The sequence below is a fragment of the Cellulomonas sp. Marseille-Q8402 genome, from assembly GCF_965119525.1.
Map to the genome: position 1 here is coordinate 1,572,583 of NZ_CBCPLX010000001.1, position 15,052 is coordinate 1,587,634.

Genomic DNA, 15,052 nt, shown 5'->3' on the forward strand with positions numbered 1-15,052 from the left:
CGCTAAGCGGCCCGGCGCCGGACGCGTCAGCGGATGAGGCCGCGGCGCAGCCCGATGGCGACGGCCTGCGCGCGGTCGGCAGCGCCGAGCTTGCGGAACAGGCGGCGCGCGTGGGTCTTGATCGTGTCCTCGGAGAGGAACAGCTCCTGCCCGATCTGGGCGTTCGACCGGCCGTTGCTCATGCCGACCAGGACCTCGACCTCGCGCTTGGTGAGCGAGACCTCGTCCCGGCCCGTGCTCTGGGCCGGCAGCTCGGTGCGGGTGACGACCGGGGTCGGGGCGCTGGCCACGGCACCGTGCGCCGCGAGACCGTCGTGCTGCACCACGCCGCCGGCGCCGGACGGCAGCGCCGGGCTCGCGAGGATGTGGGCGGCGACCGCGGCGAGCTCCGCGCGACCGACGTCCGGCGCGAGGTAGCCGCGGGCACCGAGCGCGATGGCCCGGTCCAGCGCGATCTCGTCGCCCGGCACGGCCAGCATCACGACGGTCGACTGCGACGGCACCGCCCGCAGGCGGCGGATCGCCTCGACCGGACCCGGGGAGGGCAGGTGCGCGTCCAGCAGCACGATGGTCGGCGGCACGCGCCGCGCCAGCGTGACGAGCTCGTCCACGGAGGCCGCAGCGCGGACCGGTGCCAACGAGGGCACACCGAGTGCCGTGAGGACGATGCGTTCACGCACCGCCGTCGATCCGTGGCACACCACGACGCCAGCCATCGACCTCCGCCTTCCAGCCTGTGCCAGGACCCTGGCGGATCCGGCTTCCCTCCTGTATCGGCCGGATCGGGCCCGACGTTAGCGTCCGGGGGTCACAGTTCGTCTCAGCCGCAGACCGCGACGACCTCGTGGACCAGGCCGGGGACCGTCCGGACGCGGTGCACCTGACGCCCGAGCGGGACGGCGTCGGCGGCCCCGTCGGGCACCATCACGAACACCGGCAGGTCGGGGTGCTGGTCGGCGACGGCGGCGACGAGGGCCAGGTCGGGGGCGGGCAGCTCGCTCGACAGGACGACCGCCGACGGCGACGTCATGGCCGCGATCTCCAGCAGCCGGTGCCGCCCGGTTGGGCCCGCGACGACCCGGGCGTCGACCCCGGCGTCCGCCAGCGCGCCCGCGAGCACGTGCAGGGAGAGCGGGCGGGGCTCACCCGGCGCCGCGAGCAGCAGGACGATGCGCCGCTGGGACGGGTGCCCCGGGACGCGGCCCGAGCGCTGCCGCAGGACGGCGAGCGCGGCCGCGACGACGAGGGCGTCCGGCTCGTCGCCGGGCCGGGCCAGCACCGTGCGCGCGGCCACGCCGGCCCGGGCCGGGGCGACGAGGTCGGACCACCAGCGGACCAGGTCCTCCTCCGGGGCGAGCGCCAGCAGCCGTGCCACGCCCGCGGCGTCGGCGCGCAGGGCGGCGTCGATGACGGACGTCGGGGTGGCCGGGCGGTCGGGCCGCGGAGCCGGGAGCACGGGGGCGGCGGGCTGCTCCCCCGGCCCGGGCACGTCGTCCGCGAGGTCCGCGCCGGCGGGCCCGCCCGCGCCGTCGGGCACGGCGGCCAGGTGGCGGGTCGACCCCGGCGCCGGCGCGGGCGTGGACGTCCCCTCACGGGCCAGCCGCGCGGCGTCCGACGGGGGCACGCCGTCGAGCGTGAGGGACCGCATCGCCATCAGCCGGGCGAGGTCGCCCGCGCTGTACCGGCGGTGCCCGCCCGCGGAGTGCTCGGAGGCACCCAGGCCGTACCGGCGGTCCCAGGTGCGCAGCGTCGCGGGTGCCACGCCCAGCCGCGCGGCGACGGCGGCCACCGTGAGGATCGGCCCGTCGAGGTCGCCGAGGTCGCCGTCGCCGACGCTCCGGTCGTCGTCCCCGGCGTCGCCGGTCGGCCGGTCGTCCTCGGTGTGCTGCATCTCGTCCGTCTCGTCCCCGCCGTCGGTGCGGCGCCTGCGTCGATTGTGCCGGGGATCTGGCGCGGTTTCCAGCGGCCGACTGGCGGAACCGCGTCAGCGGTGGGCCGAAACGCGTCAGCCCGGCGCGCGAATCGCGCCAGCCCTGGTCAGACCCGCGGGAGCACGAACTTCCGACCGGATTGCGACACGGTCTTGAACAACTCCTGAAGCGGTTGTACTGTCCTCATCAGCGCAGTCCACCGGGTCAGACCGGGACCTCGGTCCCAGAGATCCGCGGAGGAGCTGTCACCGAAGCACGAGTCGCCCGACGACCCCCGGTCGTCGTACGGATGGAGGACCACATGGCCGAGATCTCCCGCCTCCCGGGACCCGTCATGGAGCTCTGGGAGTGGCAGTACCAGGGTGCGTGCCGCGACGCCGACCAGGACCTGTTCTTCCACCCCGAGGGCGAGAGGGGCGCCGCCCGCCGGCGCCGCGCCGAGGCGGCCAAGGCGATCTGCGCCAGCTGCCCGGTGCTGAACGAGTGCCGCGAGCAGTCGCTGGCCGTGCGCGAGCCGTACGGCGTGTGGGGCGGGCTCTCCGAGGACGAGCGCTCGGCGCTCCTCGCGAGCCGCGCCGGCAAGACCCAGGCCCAGGTGGTCTGACCCCAGGACGTGGTGACCCACGGCGGTGCGATACCGCCGGGTCACCATCAACGACGACGAGGCCCCCACCGCATGCGGTGGGGGCCTCGTCGTCGCTCTGCGCCGTCCTCCCGTCGGCGCGAGGTCGTCCCTCCGGCGCGAGGTCGTCACTCCGGCGCGAGGTCGTCCCTCCGGCACGAGGTCGTCCCGCAGGAGTGACGACCTCGCGCACGTGTGACGACCTCGGGCGCGTGCGCCGAGCCCGCAGACACGACGAGGCCCCCTCCGCGGACGGAGGGGGCCTCGTACGGCTCGCCGGCTCGTCGCCGGCTCAGCGCGCGGAGGGCGTCACTTGGTGACGACCGCCAGGATGTCGCGCGCGGAGAGGATCAGGTACTCCTCGCCGTCGTACTTGACCTCGGTGCCGCCGTACTTGCTGTAGATGACCTTGTCACCTACGGCAACGTCGAGCGGGACGCGGTTGCCGTTGTCGTCGATGCGACCGGGACCGACGGCCAGGACCTCGCCCTCCTGGGGCTTCTCCTTGGCGCTGTCCGGGATGACCAGACCGGAGGCGGTCGTCTGCTCCGCCTCGAGCGTCTTGACGACGATCCGGTCCTCGAGCGGCTTGATGGAGACCGACACAGCGGACCTCCCCTTCGCGTGTGAGTTCTGCCGATTGTCTGATGTCGCGCCGTCCGGCCGGCCGTCGTCGCGGGTGCCGGCGGCCGTCAGGTGCTCTCGGCACTCGCGAGAGTGCCGATCAGCACTCTAGGAAGCGGTTAGCACTCGGTCAAGGCGAGTGCCAGCGATCCCCTCTCGGCGGACACGTGAAAGGATCGCGGGATGGACGCGTCCGGCCTCGCGAAGCTGCTCAGCCCCGAGGGGTGGGCCCTCCTGTCCACCCTGCCGCCCTACGACGAGCAGCAGGCGATGGCGCTGTCCGAGCGGCTGCGCCGGAGCGGGTTCGACGCCGACCTGGTCGCCGCCGCGCTGACGCAGTCGCGGCTGCGGGCCAAGGCGCACGACAAGCTCGGCGAGTTCGCCGACGGCATGCTCTTCACCCCGGCCGGCCTGGAGCAGGCGACCCGGCTCGTCGTCGCCGCGCAGCACGCCCGCCGGTACGTCACGGCCGGCGTCGAGCGGGTCGCGGACCTCACGTCCGGCATCGGCGCGGACGCGATGGCGTTCGCCGGGGTCGGCCTGCGCGTCCTGGCGGTCGACGCCGACGAGACGACGGCCGCGCTGGCCACCGTGAACCTGCGGCACTTCCCCGAGGCCGAGGTGCGGCACGGCGACGGCCTCGCGGTCGACCTGGCGGCGGAGGGCGTCGACGGCGTGTACGCCGACCCCGCCCGGCGCACCTCCGGCGGCAGCCGCGTGCACGACCCCGCCGCGTACGCGCCGCCCCTGGACGCGGTGCTCGCCGTCCGGGAGCGCGTACCCGCCCTCGGCCTGAAGCTCGGCCCCGGCGTGCCGCACAGCGCGCTGCCGGACGACGCGGAGGCGCAGTGGGTGTCGGTCGACGGCGACGTCGTCGAGCTCGGGCTGTGGTTCGGCCCGCTCGCCCCCGACGGCCCCGGCAGGTCGGCGCTGCTGCTGGGCTCCGGCGGCGGGTCGGCGGTCCTGCGGGCGGGCGACGCCGAGGAGCACGCGCACCCGCCGGTCGGCGCGGTCGGCGCCTACCTGTACGAGCCCGACGGCGCCGTGATCCGCGCCGGGCTGGTGGCGGAGGCCGCCGCCGAGGTGCAGGGTCGGCTCGTGGACCGCACGATCGCCTACGTGACCTCCGACGCGCTGCACGCGACCCCCTACGCGACGGCCTACCGCGTGCTCGACCAGATGCCGTTCGGCCTCAAGCGGCTCCGGGCGTACCTGCGCGAGCGGGACGTCGGGTCGCTGACGATCAAGAAGCGCGGCACCGCCGTCGTCCCCGAGCAGCTGCGCCGCCAGCTCGACCTGCGCGGGTCGGCGCCGGCGACCGTCGTCCTCACCCGAGTCGCGGGCCAGCAGCAGGTGCTCGTCGTCGAGCCCGTGGGCGGCCCCGCGTGACCACCCCGGCCCGGCTGCCGTTCGCCTCCTCGGAGCGGTCGACCGTGGGCCTCGAGTGGGAGCTGGCCCTGGTCGACGCCGACTCCGGCGACCTGCGCCAGGTCGCCAGCACCGTGCTGGACGCCGTCCGCCCGGCCGGCGGCGGCGAGCACCCGTCGATCCGCCAGGAGCTGCTGCTCAACACGGTCGAGGTCGTCTCCGGCGTGTGCCGGACCGTCGGCGAGGCGGGCGCCGACCTGCAGCGCGCCGTCGACGAGGTCCGCACGGTCACCGACCCGCTGCGCGTCGAGCTGATGAGCGCGGGCACGCACCCGTTCGCGCGCTGGGCGCAGCAGAAGGTCACCGACAAGCAGCGGTACGCCACCCTGATCGACCGCACGCAGTGGTGGGGCCGGCAGATGCTCATCTACGGGGTGCACGTGCACGTCGGGGTCGAGGACCGGGACAAGGTGCTCCCGATCTCCCGGGCCCTGCTCACCTGCTTCGCGCACCTGCAGTCGCTGTCCGCGTCCAGCCCGTTCTGGGGCGGCAAGGACACCGGGTACGCCTCCAACCGGGCGCTGATGTTCCAGCAGCTGCCGACCGCGGGGCTGCCGTTCCAGTTCGAGCGCTGGGACCAGCTCGAGGCGTACGTCGGCGACATGCTGCACACCGGCGTGATCGACGCGTTCGACGAGGTGCGCTGGGACGTCCGCCCGTCGCCGCGGTTCGGCACCGTCGAGACCCGGATCTGCGACGGGCTGCCGAGCCTGCTCGAGGTCACGGCGCTCGCCGCGCTCACCCACTGCCTGGTCGAGCACTTCTCCACGCTGCTGGACCGCGGGGAGCCGCTGCCGACGATCCCGCCGTGGTTCGCGCAGGAGAACAAGTGGCGCTCGGCGCGCTACGGCATGGACGCCATCATCATCACGAACGCCGCGGGCGACGAGGAGCTGGTCACCGACGCCGTGGGCCGGCTGCTGGTCGACCTCGAGCCGGTGGCGGCCCGGCTGGGCTGCTCGGCCGAGCTCGACGCGGTGCGGGTGATCCTGCGCAAGGGCGCCTCGTACCAGCGGCAGCGGGCGGTGGCCCGGCGCAACGCCGGCGAGCTCGACGCGGTGGTGGCGTCCCTGGTGGCGGAGATGCGCGCCGGCCGCCCGCTCTGACCCGTCCCGAGCGGTGCCGGTCGGGACGGTGGGCCTCAGACGGTGACGGTCTCCAGCGGCATCGTGGAGTCCACGCCGATGCCGAAGTCGGACGCCGGCAGCCCGCGCCGCACGACGGCCGCGCCGAGGGCGGCGATCATCGCGCCGTTGTCGGTGCAGTACTTGATCGGCGGGATCCGCAGGTCGATGCCGGCCGCGGCGCAGCGCTCGGCCGCGAGGTCCCGCAGCTGCGAGTTGGCGGAGAAGCCGCCGCCGACCACGAGCGTGTCGACCCCGTGCGCCCGGCACGCCGCGATGGTCTTGGCCGTGAGCACGTCGGCGACGGCGGCGGCGAACGACGCCGAGACGTCCTCGAGCGGGATCTCCTCCCCCGCGTCCTGCCGGGCCTCGACCCAGCGGGCGACGGCCGTCTTCAGGCCGGAGAACGAGAAGTCGGTGGCGTGCTTCGCCTGGTCCTTCGCGGCCGTGAGCCCGCGGGGGAACCGGATCGCGGTCGGGTCGCCCTCGCGCGCGAGCCGGTCGATGTGCGGGCCGCCGGGATACGGCAGGCCGAGCAGGCGGCCGACCTTGTCGAAGGCCTCGCCCGCGGCGTCGTCGAGCGTGGAGCCGAGCTCGCGGACCCCGGTCACGACGTCGTCGATGAGCAGGAGGCTCGAGTGCCCGCCGGAGACGACGAGCGCCATCACGCGGTCGGGGAACAGCCCGTGCACGAGCTCGTCGACCGCGGCGTGGCCGATCACGTGGTTCACCCCGTAGAGCGGGACGCCGAGACCGTACGCGAGCGCCTTGGCGGCGGCGGTGCCGACCGTGAGCGAGCCGACCAGGCCTGGCCCGGCGGTCACGGCCACGGCGTCGACGTCCGCGAGCGTGACGCCGGCGGTGCCCAGCGCGCGCTCGACGGTCGGGATCATCGCCTCGAGGTGCGCGCGGGACGCGATCTCCGGGATGATCCCGCCGAACCGCGCGTGCTCGTCCATGGACGACGCGACGGCGTCGACCAGCAGCTCGCTGCGGTCGGGGTGGGCGCGGACCAGGGCGACCCCGGTCTCGTCGCAGGACGTCTCGATCCCCAGGACGAGCGGCGCTTCGGGCATGGTCCCCATCCTAGGTCGCCCGCCCGGCGGTCCGGTGCGACGGGGTGTGACACGGTTCACCGAGGCAACTGGAATGCCCGGCGATGGTTGTGAATTCAACGAAGCATGAGCACTGACACCGCCACCACCCTGGACCCGACCGGGCTGCGCGTGCCGCAGGAGGTCGTCGACCTGGTCTTCCGTGACGCCCGCACGGTGAACACGTTCTCCGACGGCGACGTCACCGACGAGCAGATCCGCGCCGTCTGGGACGTCGTGCGCTGGGGGCCGACCGCGCTGAACTCCCTGCCGCTGCGCCTGCTGCTGGTCCGATCCCCCGAGGCCCGCGAGCGCCTGGTCTCGCACATGGCCGACGGCAACAAGGCCAAGACCCAGCGCGCCCCGCTCAGCATCGTCGTGGCCGCCGACCTCGACTTCCACGAGCAGCTGCCGCGCCTGGCCCCGCACATGGCGGGCGCCCGCGACAACTTCGCCGGGGCCACCGAGATGCGTGCCCGGATGTCCCGCGACAACGCGTTCCTGCAGGCCGGCTACCTCATCGTCGGGCTGCGCGCCGCCGGGCTGCACGTCGGGCCGATGACCGGGTTCGACGCGGCCGGCCTGGACGCCGACCTGTTCGCGGGCACCGCGTGGCGCTCGATCATGGTCGCGAACGTCGGCTCCGCGCCCGCCGACCTCGAGGACCTCGGCATGCCGGCGTCGCACCCGCGCCAGGGCCGCCTCGACTTCGAGGACGTCGCCCGCACCGTCTGACGACCGCGGACCCGCCCGCCCCCGAGGGCTCCCGCCGACCGACCCGGTCCGGCGGGGGCCCTCAGTCGTGCGCGGGCAGGGCAGCCCGGCGGCGCATCGTCCAGGCGTCGACGTTCTCCGGCTGGTAGTACCCCTTGCGCCGGCCGAACCGCTCGAACCCCGCCCGCTCGTACAGCCGCAGCGCCGGCTCGTTGTCGACCCGCACCTCGAGCAGCACGTCGCCCGCGCCGACCTCCCGGGCGCGGGCCAGCAGCGCGTCCAGCAGCAGGCGGCCGACGCCGCGGCGCTGCGCGTCGGGCCGCGTGCCGATGGTCATCACCTGGCCGTCGTACCCGTCGAACCACAGCCCGGCGTAGCCGACCAGCTCCCCGGAGCCGACGTCCTCGGCCCCGACGTACCAGCGGCCCGGCCCGTCGAGCTCCTCCGCGAGCGCCCGGCGCGACCACGCGCCCGTGCCGAACAGCGCCTGCTCCATCGCCTCCAGCGCATCGAGGTCGGCCGGGACGAGCGGGCGGAGCAGGACGTCCGCGTCCGTCACGCGCGCGCCCGCTTGGCCGCGGCCGGCGGCACGGCGTCCGGGCGGCGCAGGTACAGCGGCTCGGTGCCGAGCACGAGCCCCGGGCCGCCGACCGCCAGCCGGGCCAGCGCCACACGGCCGAGGTCAGCCGGGTCGACCACCGTCGGCGCCCCCGGGGCCGCCGGGAGCAGGTCGGGGTACAGGTCCGCGCCTGCACCGACGACGTGCAGCCCGTCGCTGCCGGCGGCGGCGACCGCGGCCGGGGTGTCCACGCCCGGACCGTCGACCAGCTCGACCGTGGGTGCCGTCCCCGCGCCCACCACCGCCCGGTACCGGGCCCAGTAGACCTCCTTGCGGCGGGCGTCGGTCACGACCAGCAGCTCCGGGTCGGCGGTCTCCGGGTCCGACCCGGGCAGCCCGCCGGCGACGGCCGCCAGCGCGAGCGCGTCCAGCGAGGACACCCCGTGCACCGGGATGCCGAGCGCGAGGCCGAGGGTGCGGGCCGTCACCAGCCCGACGCGCAGGCCCGTGAACGGCGCCGGCCCGGTGCCGACGACGACCGCGGTCAGGTCCGTGCGCGCGACGCCGGCCTCGGTGAGCACCGCGTCGAGCAGCGGGGTCAGCGCCTCCGCGTGCCGGCGCGTCTCGCCGGAGGAGCGGGTGGCCAGGGTGCGTCCGGCGTCGTCGACGACGGCGGCGGACGCGGCGGCAGAGGTGTCGAGCGCGAGGACGGGCACCGGGGATCCTTCAGTCGGTCGGGATGAGGGGCTGGTGGTCAGGCGGGCAGCGGCACGCCGCGCCAGCGGTCGCCGCGGGCGCGGACGGTCACCGTCCGGACGCCGGCCGCGGCGTCCTCGGGGTCGTCCTCGGCGGAGCGGGCACCGCGCGGGCGGCGCAGCGCGACCTCGAGGCGGTCGTCGGCCAGCGACTCGACGAGCCCCTCGCCCCACTCGACGACGGTCACGGACTCGTCCAGCGAGGCGTCCAGGTCGAGGGCGTCCACCTCGTCGAGCGAGCCCAGCCGGTAGGCGTCCACGTGGACCAGCGCCACGCCGGACCCGTCCGCGCGGGCCAGCGGCGGGTGCACCCGGGCGATGACGAACGTCGGGGAGGCGACCGCGCCGCGGACCCCGAGGCCCGTGCCGATGCCCTGGGTCAGCGTGGTCTTCCCCGCGCCGAGGTCGCCGGTCAGCACGACGAGGTCGCCGGCCCGCAGCAGGCCCGCCAGCGCCGCGCCGTACTCCCGGGTGGCGTCCGCGTCCGCCAGCTCGACGGTCACCTCCGCGACCGCTCCGTCCAGGTCCACCTGCTCGCTCACGACACCTCCTGCTCGACGCGCACCGCGTCCTCCACCGGCAGCGCGCGGCCGCCGTCCACGTACACGCGCGGCACCCGGGCACCGAGCCGCGTCACGATCTCGTAGCTGATGGTGCCCGCCGCGTCCGCCCAGTCCTGCGCCGTCGGGCCGCCGTCCGCGCCGGTCCCGAACAGCACCACGCGGTCGCCGGCGACCTCCGTCGCACCCGGGCCGAGGTCGACCACGACCTGGTCCATGCAGACCCGCCCGGCGATCGCGAGGCGGCGTCCGCCCACGCCGAGCGGCGCGCCCGGTGCCCCGTCGAGCCCGGACGCGTGCCGGGGCACCCCGTCCGCGTAGCCGAGCGGCACCACGCCGACCGTCGTGTCGGCGGGCGTCACGTAGTGGTGGGCGTAGGACACGCCGTGCCCGGCGGGCAGCCGCTTGACGTTCGCGAGCTCGGCCTCGACGGTCATCGCCGGCACCAGGCCGAACCGCTCCGGGCCGCCGAGCTGCGGCACCGGGGTGAGGCCGTACAGCGCGAGCCCGGGGCGGACCAGGTCGAGGTGCAGCTCGGGGTCGGTCAGCGTGGAGGCGGACGCGGCGATGTGCCGGACCTCGAACCGGGCGCCACGCGCCTCGGCGGCGGCCGCGGCGGCGCGCAGCACGTCGGCCTGCCGGTGCAGCGTCGGGTGGCCCGGCTCGTCGGCGAACGCCAGGTGGGACCAGATGCCGACGACGGCGAGGACACCCTCCGCCTCCAGCCGCAGCGCCTCGTCCAGCACCGCGGGCAGCTCCTCCGGCGGCAACCCGTTGCGGCCCAGGCCGGTGTCGACCTTGAGGTGCACGCGGGCCGTCCGGCCCGTCGCCCGCGCGGCGTCCGCGACCTCGCGCAGCGCCCAGGGCGCGGCGACGGACAGGTCGACGTCGGCGGCGACCGCCTCCGCCAGCGGCGCGCCGGGCGCGTACAGCCAGGTGAGCACACGTGCGGTGACGCCGCCCGCGCGCAGCGCCAGGGCCTCGGTCACCTGCGCGACGCCCAGCCAGGTGGCCCCGCCCTCGACGGCGGCCCGGGCGACGGGCAGCAGCCCGTGCCCGTACGCGTCCGCCTTGACGACGGCCATCACCTGGGACGACGGCGCGAGGTCGCCGAGGGTCCGCGCGTTGGCACGCACGGCCCCGAGGTCGACGACCGCGCGTGCGGGGAACCTGCTCACGCCTCCAGTCTCCCACCGGCCCGGGCCGGGACCCGCACGCGTCAGTCCGCGGCCACGACCGTGTCGGCCCGGCCGCGGGTGCGCGCGACCAGCTCGGCGTTGCGCTCGTCGGGTCCGTGCGACCAGGCGTGCGCCGCGTCCGGGGCCTTGCCGAACCGGACGTGCCGGGCGACCAGGCGCTCCAGGCGCGCGTCGCGCGGCAGGTCGACGTACCAGCAGAGGTCCAGGAGCTCGCGGACGGGCGCGAAGCCGTGCTCCTCGAGCAGCAGGTAGTTGCCCTCCGTGATCACGAGCGGCACGTCCGCCGGGACCGGGATCGCCCCGGCGACGCCGTTGTGCAGGTCGCGGCGGTACTCCGGCGCGTACACGGTCTCCCCCGGCTCCGGGGCGCGCAGCCGGCGCAGCAGCGCGACGTAGCCGGCCGCGTCGAAGGTGTCGGGCGCACCCTTGCGGTCGGCGCGACCCAGCCGGTCGAGCTCCGTCTGGGCCAGGTGGAACCCGTCCATCGGGACCACCACGCAGCGCCCCGGGAACGCCGCGACGATCTGCGCCGACAGCGTCGACTTGCCCGCACCGGGCGGGCCCGCGATCCCGAGGACCCGCCGGCCTGGCTCGCCCCGACCCGGGCTCAGCAGCTCCGCGACCTGCCGGCGCAGGTCCTCCCGGAGCGGCGCGTCAGCCACGCAGCAGCCCGGCGACCGTGGCCGGCAGAGCGCGGGCGACCTCGAGCGCCGCCACGGGCCCGTCGGGCACCGCCACCCCGGCGGCGCGGCCGTGCACCAGCGCCGCGGCGGCGGCCAGCGCGGCGGCGAGCGGCGGGTCGTCCAGCACGTCCGTGGCCCGGCCGGCGAGCAGCGCACCGAGCAGCCCCGCCAGCACGTCGCCGGACCCGGCGGTGGCGAGCCAGCCCGGGGCGTCCGCCTGCGCGTACACCGCGCCGCCCGCGCCGGCCACGACGGTCGTGCTCCCCTTGAGCAGCACCGTCGCGCCGGTGACCTCGTGCGCGCGGCGCGCCCAGCGCGTCGGCTCGGCCTCCACGGCAGCGCGGTCGACGTCCTCGCCGAACCGGCCGAGCAGGGTGGCGAGCTCTCCGGCGTGCGGGGTCAGCACGCACCACGGCGCCAGCTCGCGCGGGGCCAGCGCGAGCGCCCCGGCGTCCAGCACCGCCGGCAGCCCGTCCGCGAGCGCCGCGTGCAGCGCCCGGGTGACGCGCCGCGCCTGCTTCGCGTGGGCGGGGTCGACACCGGGACCGAGCAGCCACGCCTGCACCCGGCCCGCGCCGGACACCACCTCGGGCCGCGCGGCCAGCACGGACGACGCCACCGACGACGGCCCGACGTACCGGACCATCCCCACGCCGGCCAGCACCGCGGCCGACACCGTCAGCACCGCCGCGCCCGGGTACGCAGGCGTCCCGGCCACCACGCCGAGCACACCGCGGCTGTACTTGTGGTCCGCGGGCCCCGGCACCGGCCACAGCGCGGCGACGTCCGCCGCCTGCAGTCGCGCCACCGCCGGCCGCTCGGGCAGCGGCAGACCCAGGTCGACGACCTCGACCCGCCCCGCCGTGCGCGTCGCGGGCGGCAGCAGCAGCCCCGGCTTCGCCGCGCCGAAGGTCACCGTCAGCCCGGCGGGCAGCACCGGGCCGTCGGGCAGCGCGCCGTCGTCGACGCCGATACCGCTGGGCAGGTCCACCGCGACGACCAGCGGTCCCCCGGTACCGGTCGCCGCGGCCGGGTCCTCGGCGCCGAGCAGGTCGGCCAGCAGCCCCACGAGGAGGCCCGCCGTGCCGCGGACCGCGCCGCGCCCGCCGATGCCCAGCAAGCCGTCCAGGACCACGTCGGCCGCGTACGCCTCGGCCACCGCGTCGCCGAGCCAGACAGGTGGCAGCGCGTCGTCGTCCGGGCGCGCGTCGTCGTCCGGGCCGAGCGCCCGCACCGCGCGGCCGCCCGCCCGGCGCAGCGCGGCCAGACCCTCCGCGTGCGGGCTGCCCGTGGTGCACACCGCGACCACCCGGACGCCGCGCCGGGCCAGGACCGCACCGGCGTGCAGCGCGTCGCCGCCGTTGCTGCCCGGCCCCACGAGCGCGACGACGGTCGCCCCCCGCACGGTCCCCCGCCGCTCGGCGAGCTCCCCCGCGACGCGCGTCGCGAGCGCGAACGCCGCGTGCTGCATCAGGGGGACCCCGCGCGCGAGCAGCGGCTCCTCCGCGGTCCTGACCTCGGCTGCCGTGTACCCCAGGATCATGTCCCCATCCTGGCCGAGCGCGGGGCATGTCGCTCGGCTGGCGGGGCGCCCGGCCGGGGATAGGTTCGAGCCCATGCGCTTCGGACTCTTCATCCCCCAGGGCTGGCGGCAGGACCTCACGGGCATCGACGCCCGCGACCACTGGTCGGTCATGAACGGCCTCGCCCAGCACGCCGACACCGGCGACTCCTTCGACTCCATCTGGGTCTACGACCACTTCCACGCCGTGCCCGCGCCCAACGGCGAGGCCACGCACGAGGCCTGGAGCCTCATGAACGCGTACGCCGCGACCACCTCGCGCGTCCTGCTGGGCCAGATGTGCACCTGCATGGCGTACCGGAACCCGGCCTACCTGGCCAAGGTCGCCACCACCGCGGACGTCATCTCCGGCGGCCGCGTGCAGATGGGCATCGGGGCCGGCTGGTACGAGCACGAGTGGAAGGCCTACGGCTACGGGTTCCCCCGCGCCGGCGAGCGGATCGCGATGCTCGACGAGGGCGTCCAGATCATGAAGCAGCTGTGGACCAACGGCGTCGCGACCCTGGACGGCCGGCACTACCAGGTGGACGGTGCCCAGCTCGCGCCGCTGCCCCTGCAGACCGACGGCCCGCCGCTCTGGATCGCCGGCGGCGGCGAGCGCAAGACGCTGCGGATCGCCGCGGAGCACGCGCAGTACACCAACTTCGACGGCACGCCCGAGGGCTTCGCGCACAAGTCGCAGGTCCTGCAGCAGCACTGCGCCGACATCGGCCGGGAGTTCGACGAGATCACGCGCTCGGCCAACTACAACGTGGTGATCGGCGCGACCGAGGCCGAGGTCGACGACCGCATCGCCTGGATCGAGGAGCACTACGCGCTGACGGTCCCCGAGAAGGCGCCGAGCACCGCCGAGGAGTTCCGCAACGGCCCGCTGGTCGGCACGCCCGAGCAGATCGTCGAGAAGCTGACCGAGCTGCGCGGCCTGGGCATGACCTACGCGATCACGTACTTCGCGGAGGCGGCCTACGACCGCAGCGGCATCGAGCTCTTCGAGCGCGAGGTCGTCCCCGCCCTCCGCTGACCCCGTCCACCCCGCCCGGCCCGCCCCGCGCCGCCGGGCCGCCCCTGCCGAGGGTGCAGGAACCACCGGACAGATCGCCCGTCCCGCCCTGGTTCCTGCACCCTCGGGCGCGCTGTCCACAGGGTGCGGGGTGCGAGTGCCCGTGAGGGGCCCGCGTGCGGGAGGGTGCGGGGGTGACCGACGGCACCCGAGCGCTCCCGGACGCGCTCGTCGGGCGGCCGTTCACGCTCGCCGAGGGCCGACGGGCCGGGCTGTCCGAGCGGCAGCTCGACGGCCCGGGGCTGCGCCGGCCGACCCGCGGCGTCCGCACCACCGGGCCGGCTCCGCGGGCCGCCGACGTCGCGGCGCGGTGCCGGGAGCTCGTTCCCGTGCTGCCCCCGGACGCCGTCTTCGGCCACGCGACCGGGCTCGACCTGCTGGGCGTCGACAGGCCCCGGGGTCTGCGCCGCCCGGACGACGTGCACGTCGAGGTCGCCCGCACCACGCAGCGCCCCCGGCGTCGCGGGGTCACGAGCCACAGCCGCACCGCCGCGGGCCGGCCGGCAGTCGTCTTCCGAGACGGCCTCCCCGTGCTCCCCGCCGCCCGGCTCTGGACCCAGCTGGCGGGCGAGCTCGACGACCTCGAGGTCGTCGTGCTCGGCGACGCGATGCTCCGGCGGCGCTCGGCGCGGACCGATGTCCGCGAGCTGGAGCGCGCGGTCGCCCGGCTCGCGCCGGGGTCCCGGGGTCTGCAGCGGCTCCGGTCGGCGCTGCCGCGGCTCCGGGCCGGGACGGACTCGTGCCAGGAGACGCGGCTGCGGCTGGCGCTCGTCGACTCCGGGTTGCCGTGCCCGGAGGTGAACCGCCCGGTGCTCGACGGCGCCGGACGGTTCGTGGCGCTGCCCGACCTCAGCTACCCCGAGCAGCGGGTCGGGATCGAGTACGACGGCGACGTGCACCGCACCGACGCGACGACCTGGCGCCGGGACGTCGCGCGGCGCCAGGCGCTCGAGCACCTCGGCTGGCGCCTGATCACCTGCACCGCCGACGACGTGCGCGCCCCGGCCCGCGCGGTCACGTGGATCCGCGCGGCCGTCGCGCTCCCGACGCGGTGAGGGTGCAGGAACCGGGGCGGTCCGGGCCGATTCGTCCGGTGGGTTCTGCACCCTCGGCGTGC

Annotated in this window: 16 protein-coding genes; 6 read left to right on the top strand and 10 right to left on the bottom strand. The window is 76.3% G+C overall.

The annotated features are described in order from the left end of the window. Positions 1-26: 26 nt before the first annotated feature. Entirely contained in the window at positions 27-680 is a 654-nt protein-coding gene (locus ACWPWW_RS07140) for a response regulator transcription factor (RefSeq protein WP_454049641.1), read from the bottom strand. Positions 681-820: 140 nt separating this feature from the next. Further along, a complete protein-coding gene (locus tag ACWPWW_RS07145; protein ID WP_454049642.1) occupies positions 821-1,891 on the bottom strand; it encodes a MerR family transcriptional regulator in 1,071 nt (356 codons plus the stop codon). A 341-nt stretch (positions 1,892-2,232) separates the two neighbouring features. Here ACWPWW_RS07145 and ACWPWW_RS07150 point away from each other — a divergent pair, with 341 nt between their 5' ends. Continuing rightward, entirely contained in the window at positions 2,233-2,535 is a 303-nt protein-coding gene (locus tag ACWPWW_RS07150) for a WhiB family transcriptional regulator (RefSeq protein ID WP_454049643.1), read from the top strand. Between the two features lie 327 nt (positions 2,536-2,862). On the opposite strand, the gene groES is transcribed toward ACWPWW_RS07150, so the two are convergent. Further along, entirely contained in the window at positions 2,863-3,159 is a 297-nt protein-coding gene (gene groES / locus ACWPWW_RS07155; RefSeq protein WP_122149810.1) for a co-chaperone GroES, read from the bottom strand. A gap of 201 nt (positions 3,160-3,360) precedes the next feature. Between groES and ACWPWW_RS07160 the strand changes: the two genes are divergently transcribed. Beyond that, a complete protein-coding gene (locus ACWPWW_RS07160) occupies positions 3,361-4,566 on the top strand; it encodes a THUMP-like domain-containing protein (protein WP_454049644.1) in 1,206 nt (401 codons plus the stop codon). Beyond that, entirely contained in the window at positions 4,563-5,711 is a 1,149-nt protein-coding gene (locus ACWPWW_RS07165) for a glutamate--cysteine ligase (protein ID WP_454049645.1), read from the top strand. Before ACWPWW_RS07160 ends, ACWPWW_RS07165 begins: the two co-directional genes overlap by 4 nt. Positions 5,712-5,746: 35 nt before the next feature. Here ACWPWW_RS07165 and tsaD read toward each other — a convergent pair whose 3' ends face one another. Beyond that, positions 5,747-6,805: a tRNA (adenosine(37)-N6)-threonylcarbamoyltransferase complex transferase subunit TsaD gene (tsaD, locus tag ACWPWW_RS07170; RefSeq protein WP_454049646.1), complete on the bottom strand. Its 1,059-nt coding sequence runs from the start codon at positions 6,803-6,805 to the stop codon at positions 5,747-5,749. Between the two features lie 105 nt (positions 6,806-6,910). On the opposite strand from tsaD, the gene ACWPWW_RS07175 reads away from it, so the two are divergent. Beyond that, complete coding sequence (locus ACWPWW_RS07175) at positions 6,911-7,558, top strand: malonic semialdehyde reductase (protein ID WP_454049647.1); 648 nt, start codon at positions 6,911-6,913, stop codon at positions 7,556-7,558. A gap of 61 nt (positions 7,559-7,619) precedes the next feature. Here ACWPWW_RS07175 and rimI read toward each other — a convergent pair whose 3' ends face one another. Genes rimI through ACWPWW_RS07205 form a run of 6 tightly spaced genes read right to left on the bottom strand, consistent with a single transcriptional unit; the run spans position 7,620 to position 12,836 of the window. Beyond that, positions 7,620-8,096 carry a ribosomal protein S18-alanine N-acetyltransferase gene (gene rimI, locus ACWPWW_RS07180; RefSeq protein ID WP_454049648.1) on the bottom strand — a complete coding sequence of 159 codons (477 nt, stop codon included), beginning with the start codon at positions 8,094-8,096 and terminating at the stop codon, positions 7,620-7,622. Further along, complete coding sequence (gene tsaB / locus ACWPWW_RS07185; protein WP_454049649.1) at positions 8,093-8,812, bottom strand: tRNA (adenosine(37)-N6)-threonylcarbamoyltransferase complex dimerization subunit type 1 TsaB; 720 nt, start codon at positions 8,810-8,812, stop codon at positions 8,093-8,095. The genes rimI and tsaB overlap by 4 nt, the downstream gene beginning before the upstream one ends. Before the next feature lie 38 nt (positions 8,813-8,850). Then, positions 8,851-9,393, bottom strand: coding sequence for a tRNA (adenosine(37)-N6)-threonylcarbamoyltransferase complex ATPase subunit type 1 TsaE (gene tsaE / locus ACWPWW_RS07190; protein ID WP_454049650.1), 543 nt, complete (start codon positions 9,391-9,393; stop codon positions 8,851-8,853). After that, entirely contained in the window at positions 9,390-10,589 is a 1,200-nt protein-coding gene (alr, locus tag ACWPWW_RS07195; RefSeq protein WP_454049651.1) for an alanine racemase, read from the bottom strand. The genes tsaE and alr overlap by 4 nt, the downstream gene beginning before the upstream one ends. Positions 10,590-10,630: 41 nt before the next feature. Further along, complete coding sequence (locus tag ACWPWW_RS07200; RefSeq protein ID WP_454049652.1) at positions 10,631-11,272, bottom strand: nucleoside/nucleotide kinase family protein; 642 nt, start codon at positions 11,270-11,272, stop codon at positions 10,631-10,633. Continuing rightward, on the bottom strand, positions 11,265-12,836 hold the full coding sequence (locus tag ACWPWW_RS07205; protein ID WP_454049653.1) for a bifunctional ADP-dependent NAD(P)H-hydrate dehydratase/NAD(P)H-hydrate epimerase: 1,572 nt from the start codon (positions 12,834-12,836) through the stop codon (positions 11,265-11,267). The genes ACWPWW_RS07200 and ACWPWW_RS07205 overlap by 8 nt, the downstream gene beginning before the upstream one ends. Positions 12,837-12,909: 73 nt before the next feature. Between ACWPWW_RS07205 and ACWPWW_RS07210 the strand changes: the two genes are divergently transcribed. Further along, a complete protein-coding gene (locus ACWPWW_RS07210; protein ID WP_454049654.1) occupies positions 12,910-13,896 on the top strand; it encodes an LLM class F420-dependent oxidoreductase in 987 nt (328 codons plus the stop codon). 173 nt (positions 13,897-14,069) lie between these two features. Further along, complete coding sequence (locus tag ACWPWW_RS07215) at positions 14,070-14,990, top strand: hypothetical protein (RefSeq protein ID WP_454049655.1); 921 nt, start codon at positions 14,070-14,072, stop codon at positions 14,988-14,990. Positions 14,991-15,052 lie beyond the last annotated feature (62 nt).

Excerpts from the sequence above, each read along its gene's own strand:
- ACWPWW_RS07210 (WP_454049654.1), top strand. The coding sequence starts at position 12,910 with ATGCGCTTCGGACTCTTCATCCCCCAGGGCTGGCGGCAGGACCTCACG.
- ACWPWW_RS07160 (WP_454049644.1), top strand. The coding sequence starts at position 3,361 with ATGGACGCGTCCGGCCTCGCGAAGCTGCTCAGCCCCGAGGGGTGGGCC.
- ACWPWW_RS07145 (WP_454049642.1), bottom strand. The coding sequence starts at position 1,891 with ATGCAGCACACCGAGGACGACCGGCCGACCGGCGACGCCGGGGACGAC.
- ACWPWW_RS07205 (WP_454049653.1), bottom strand. The coding sequence starts at position 12,836 with ATGATCCTGGGGTACACGGCAGCCGAGGTCAGGACCGCGGAGGAGCCG.
- tsaD (WP_454049646.1), bottom strand. The coding sequence starts at position 6,805 with ATGCCCGAAGCGCCGCTCGTCCTGGGGATCGAGACGTCCTGCGACGAG.
- ACWPWW_RS07150 (WP_454049643.1), top strand. The coding sequence starts at position 2,233 with ATGGCCGAGATCTCCCGCCTCCCGGGACCCGTCATGGAGCTCTGGGAG.
- ACWPWW_RS07175 (WP_454049647.1), top strand. The coding sequence starts at position 6,911 with ATGAGCACTGACACCGCCACCACCCTGGACCCGACCGGGCTGCGCGTG.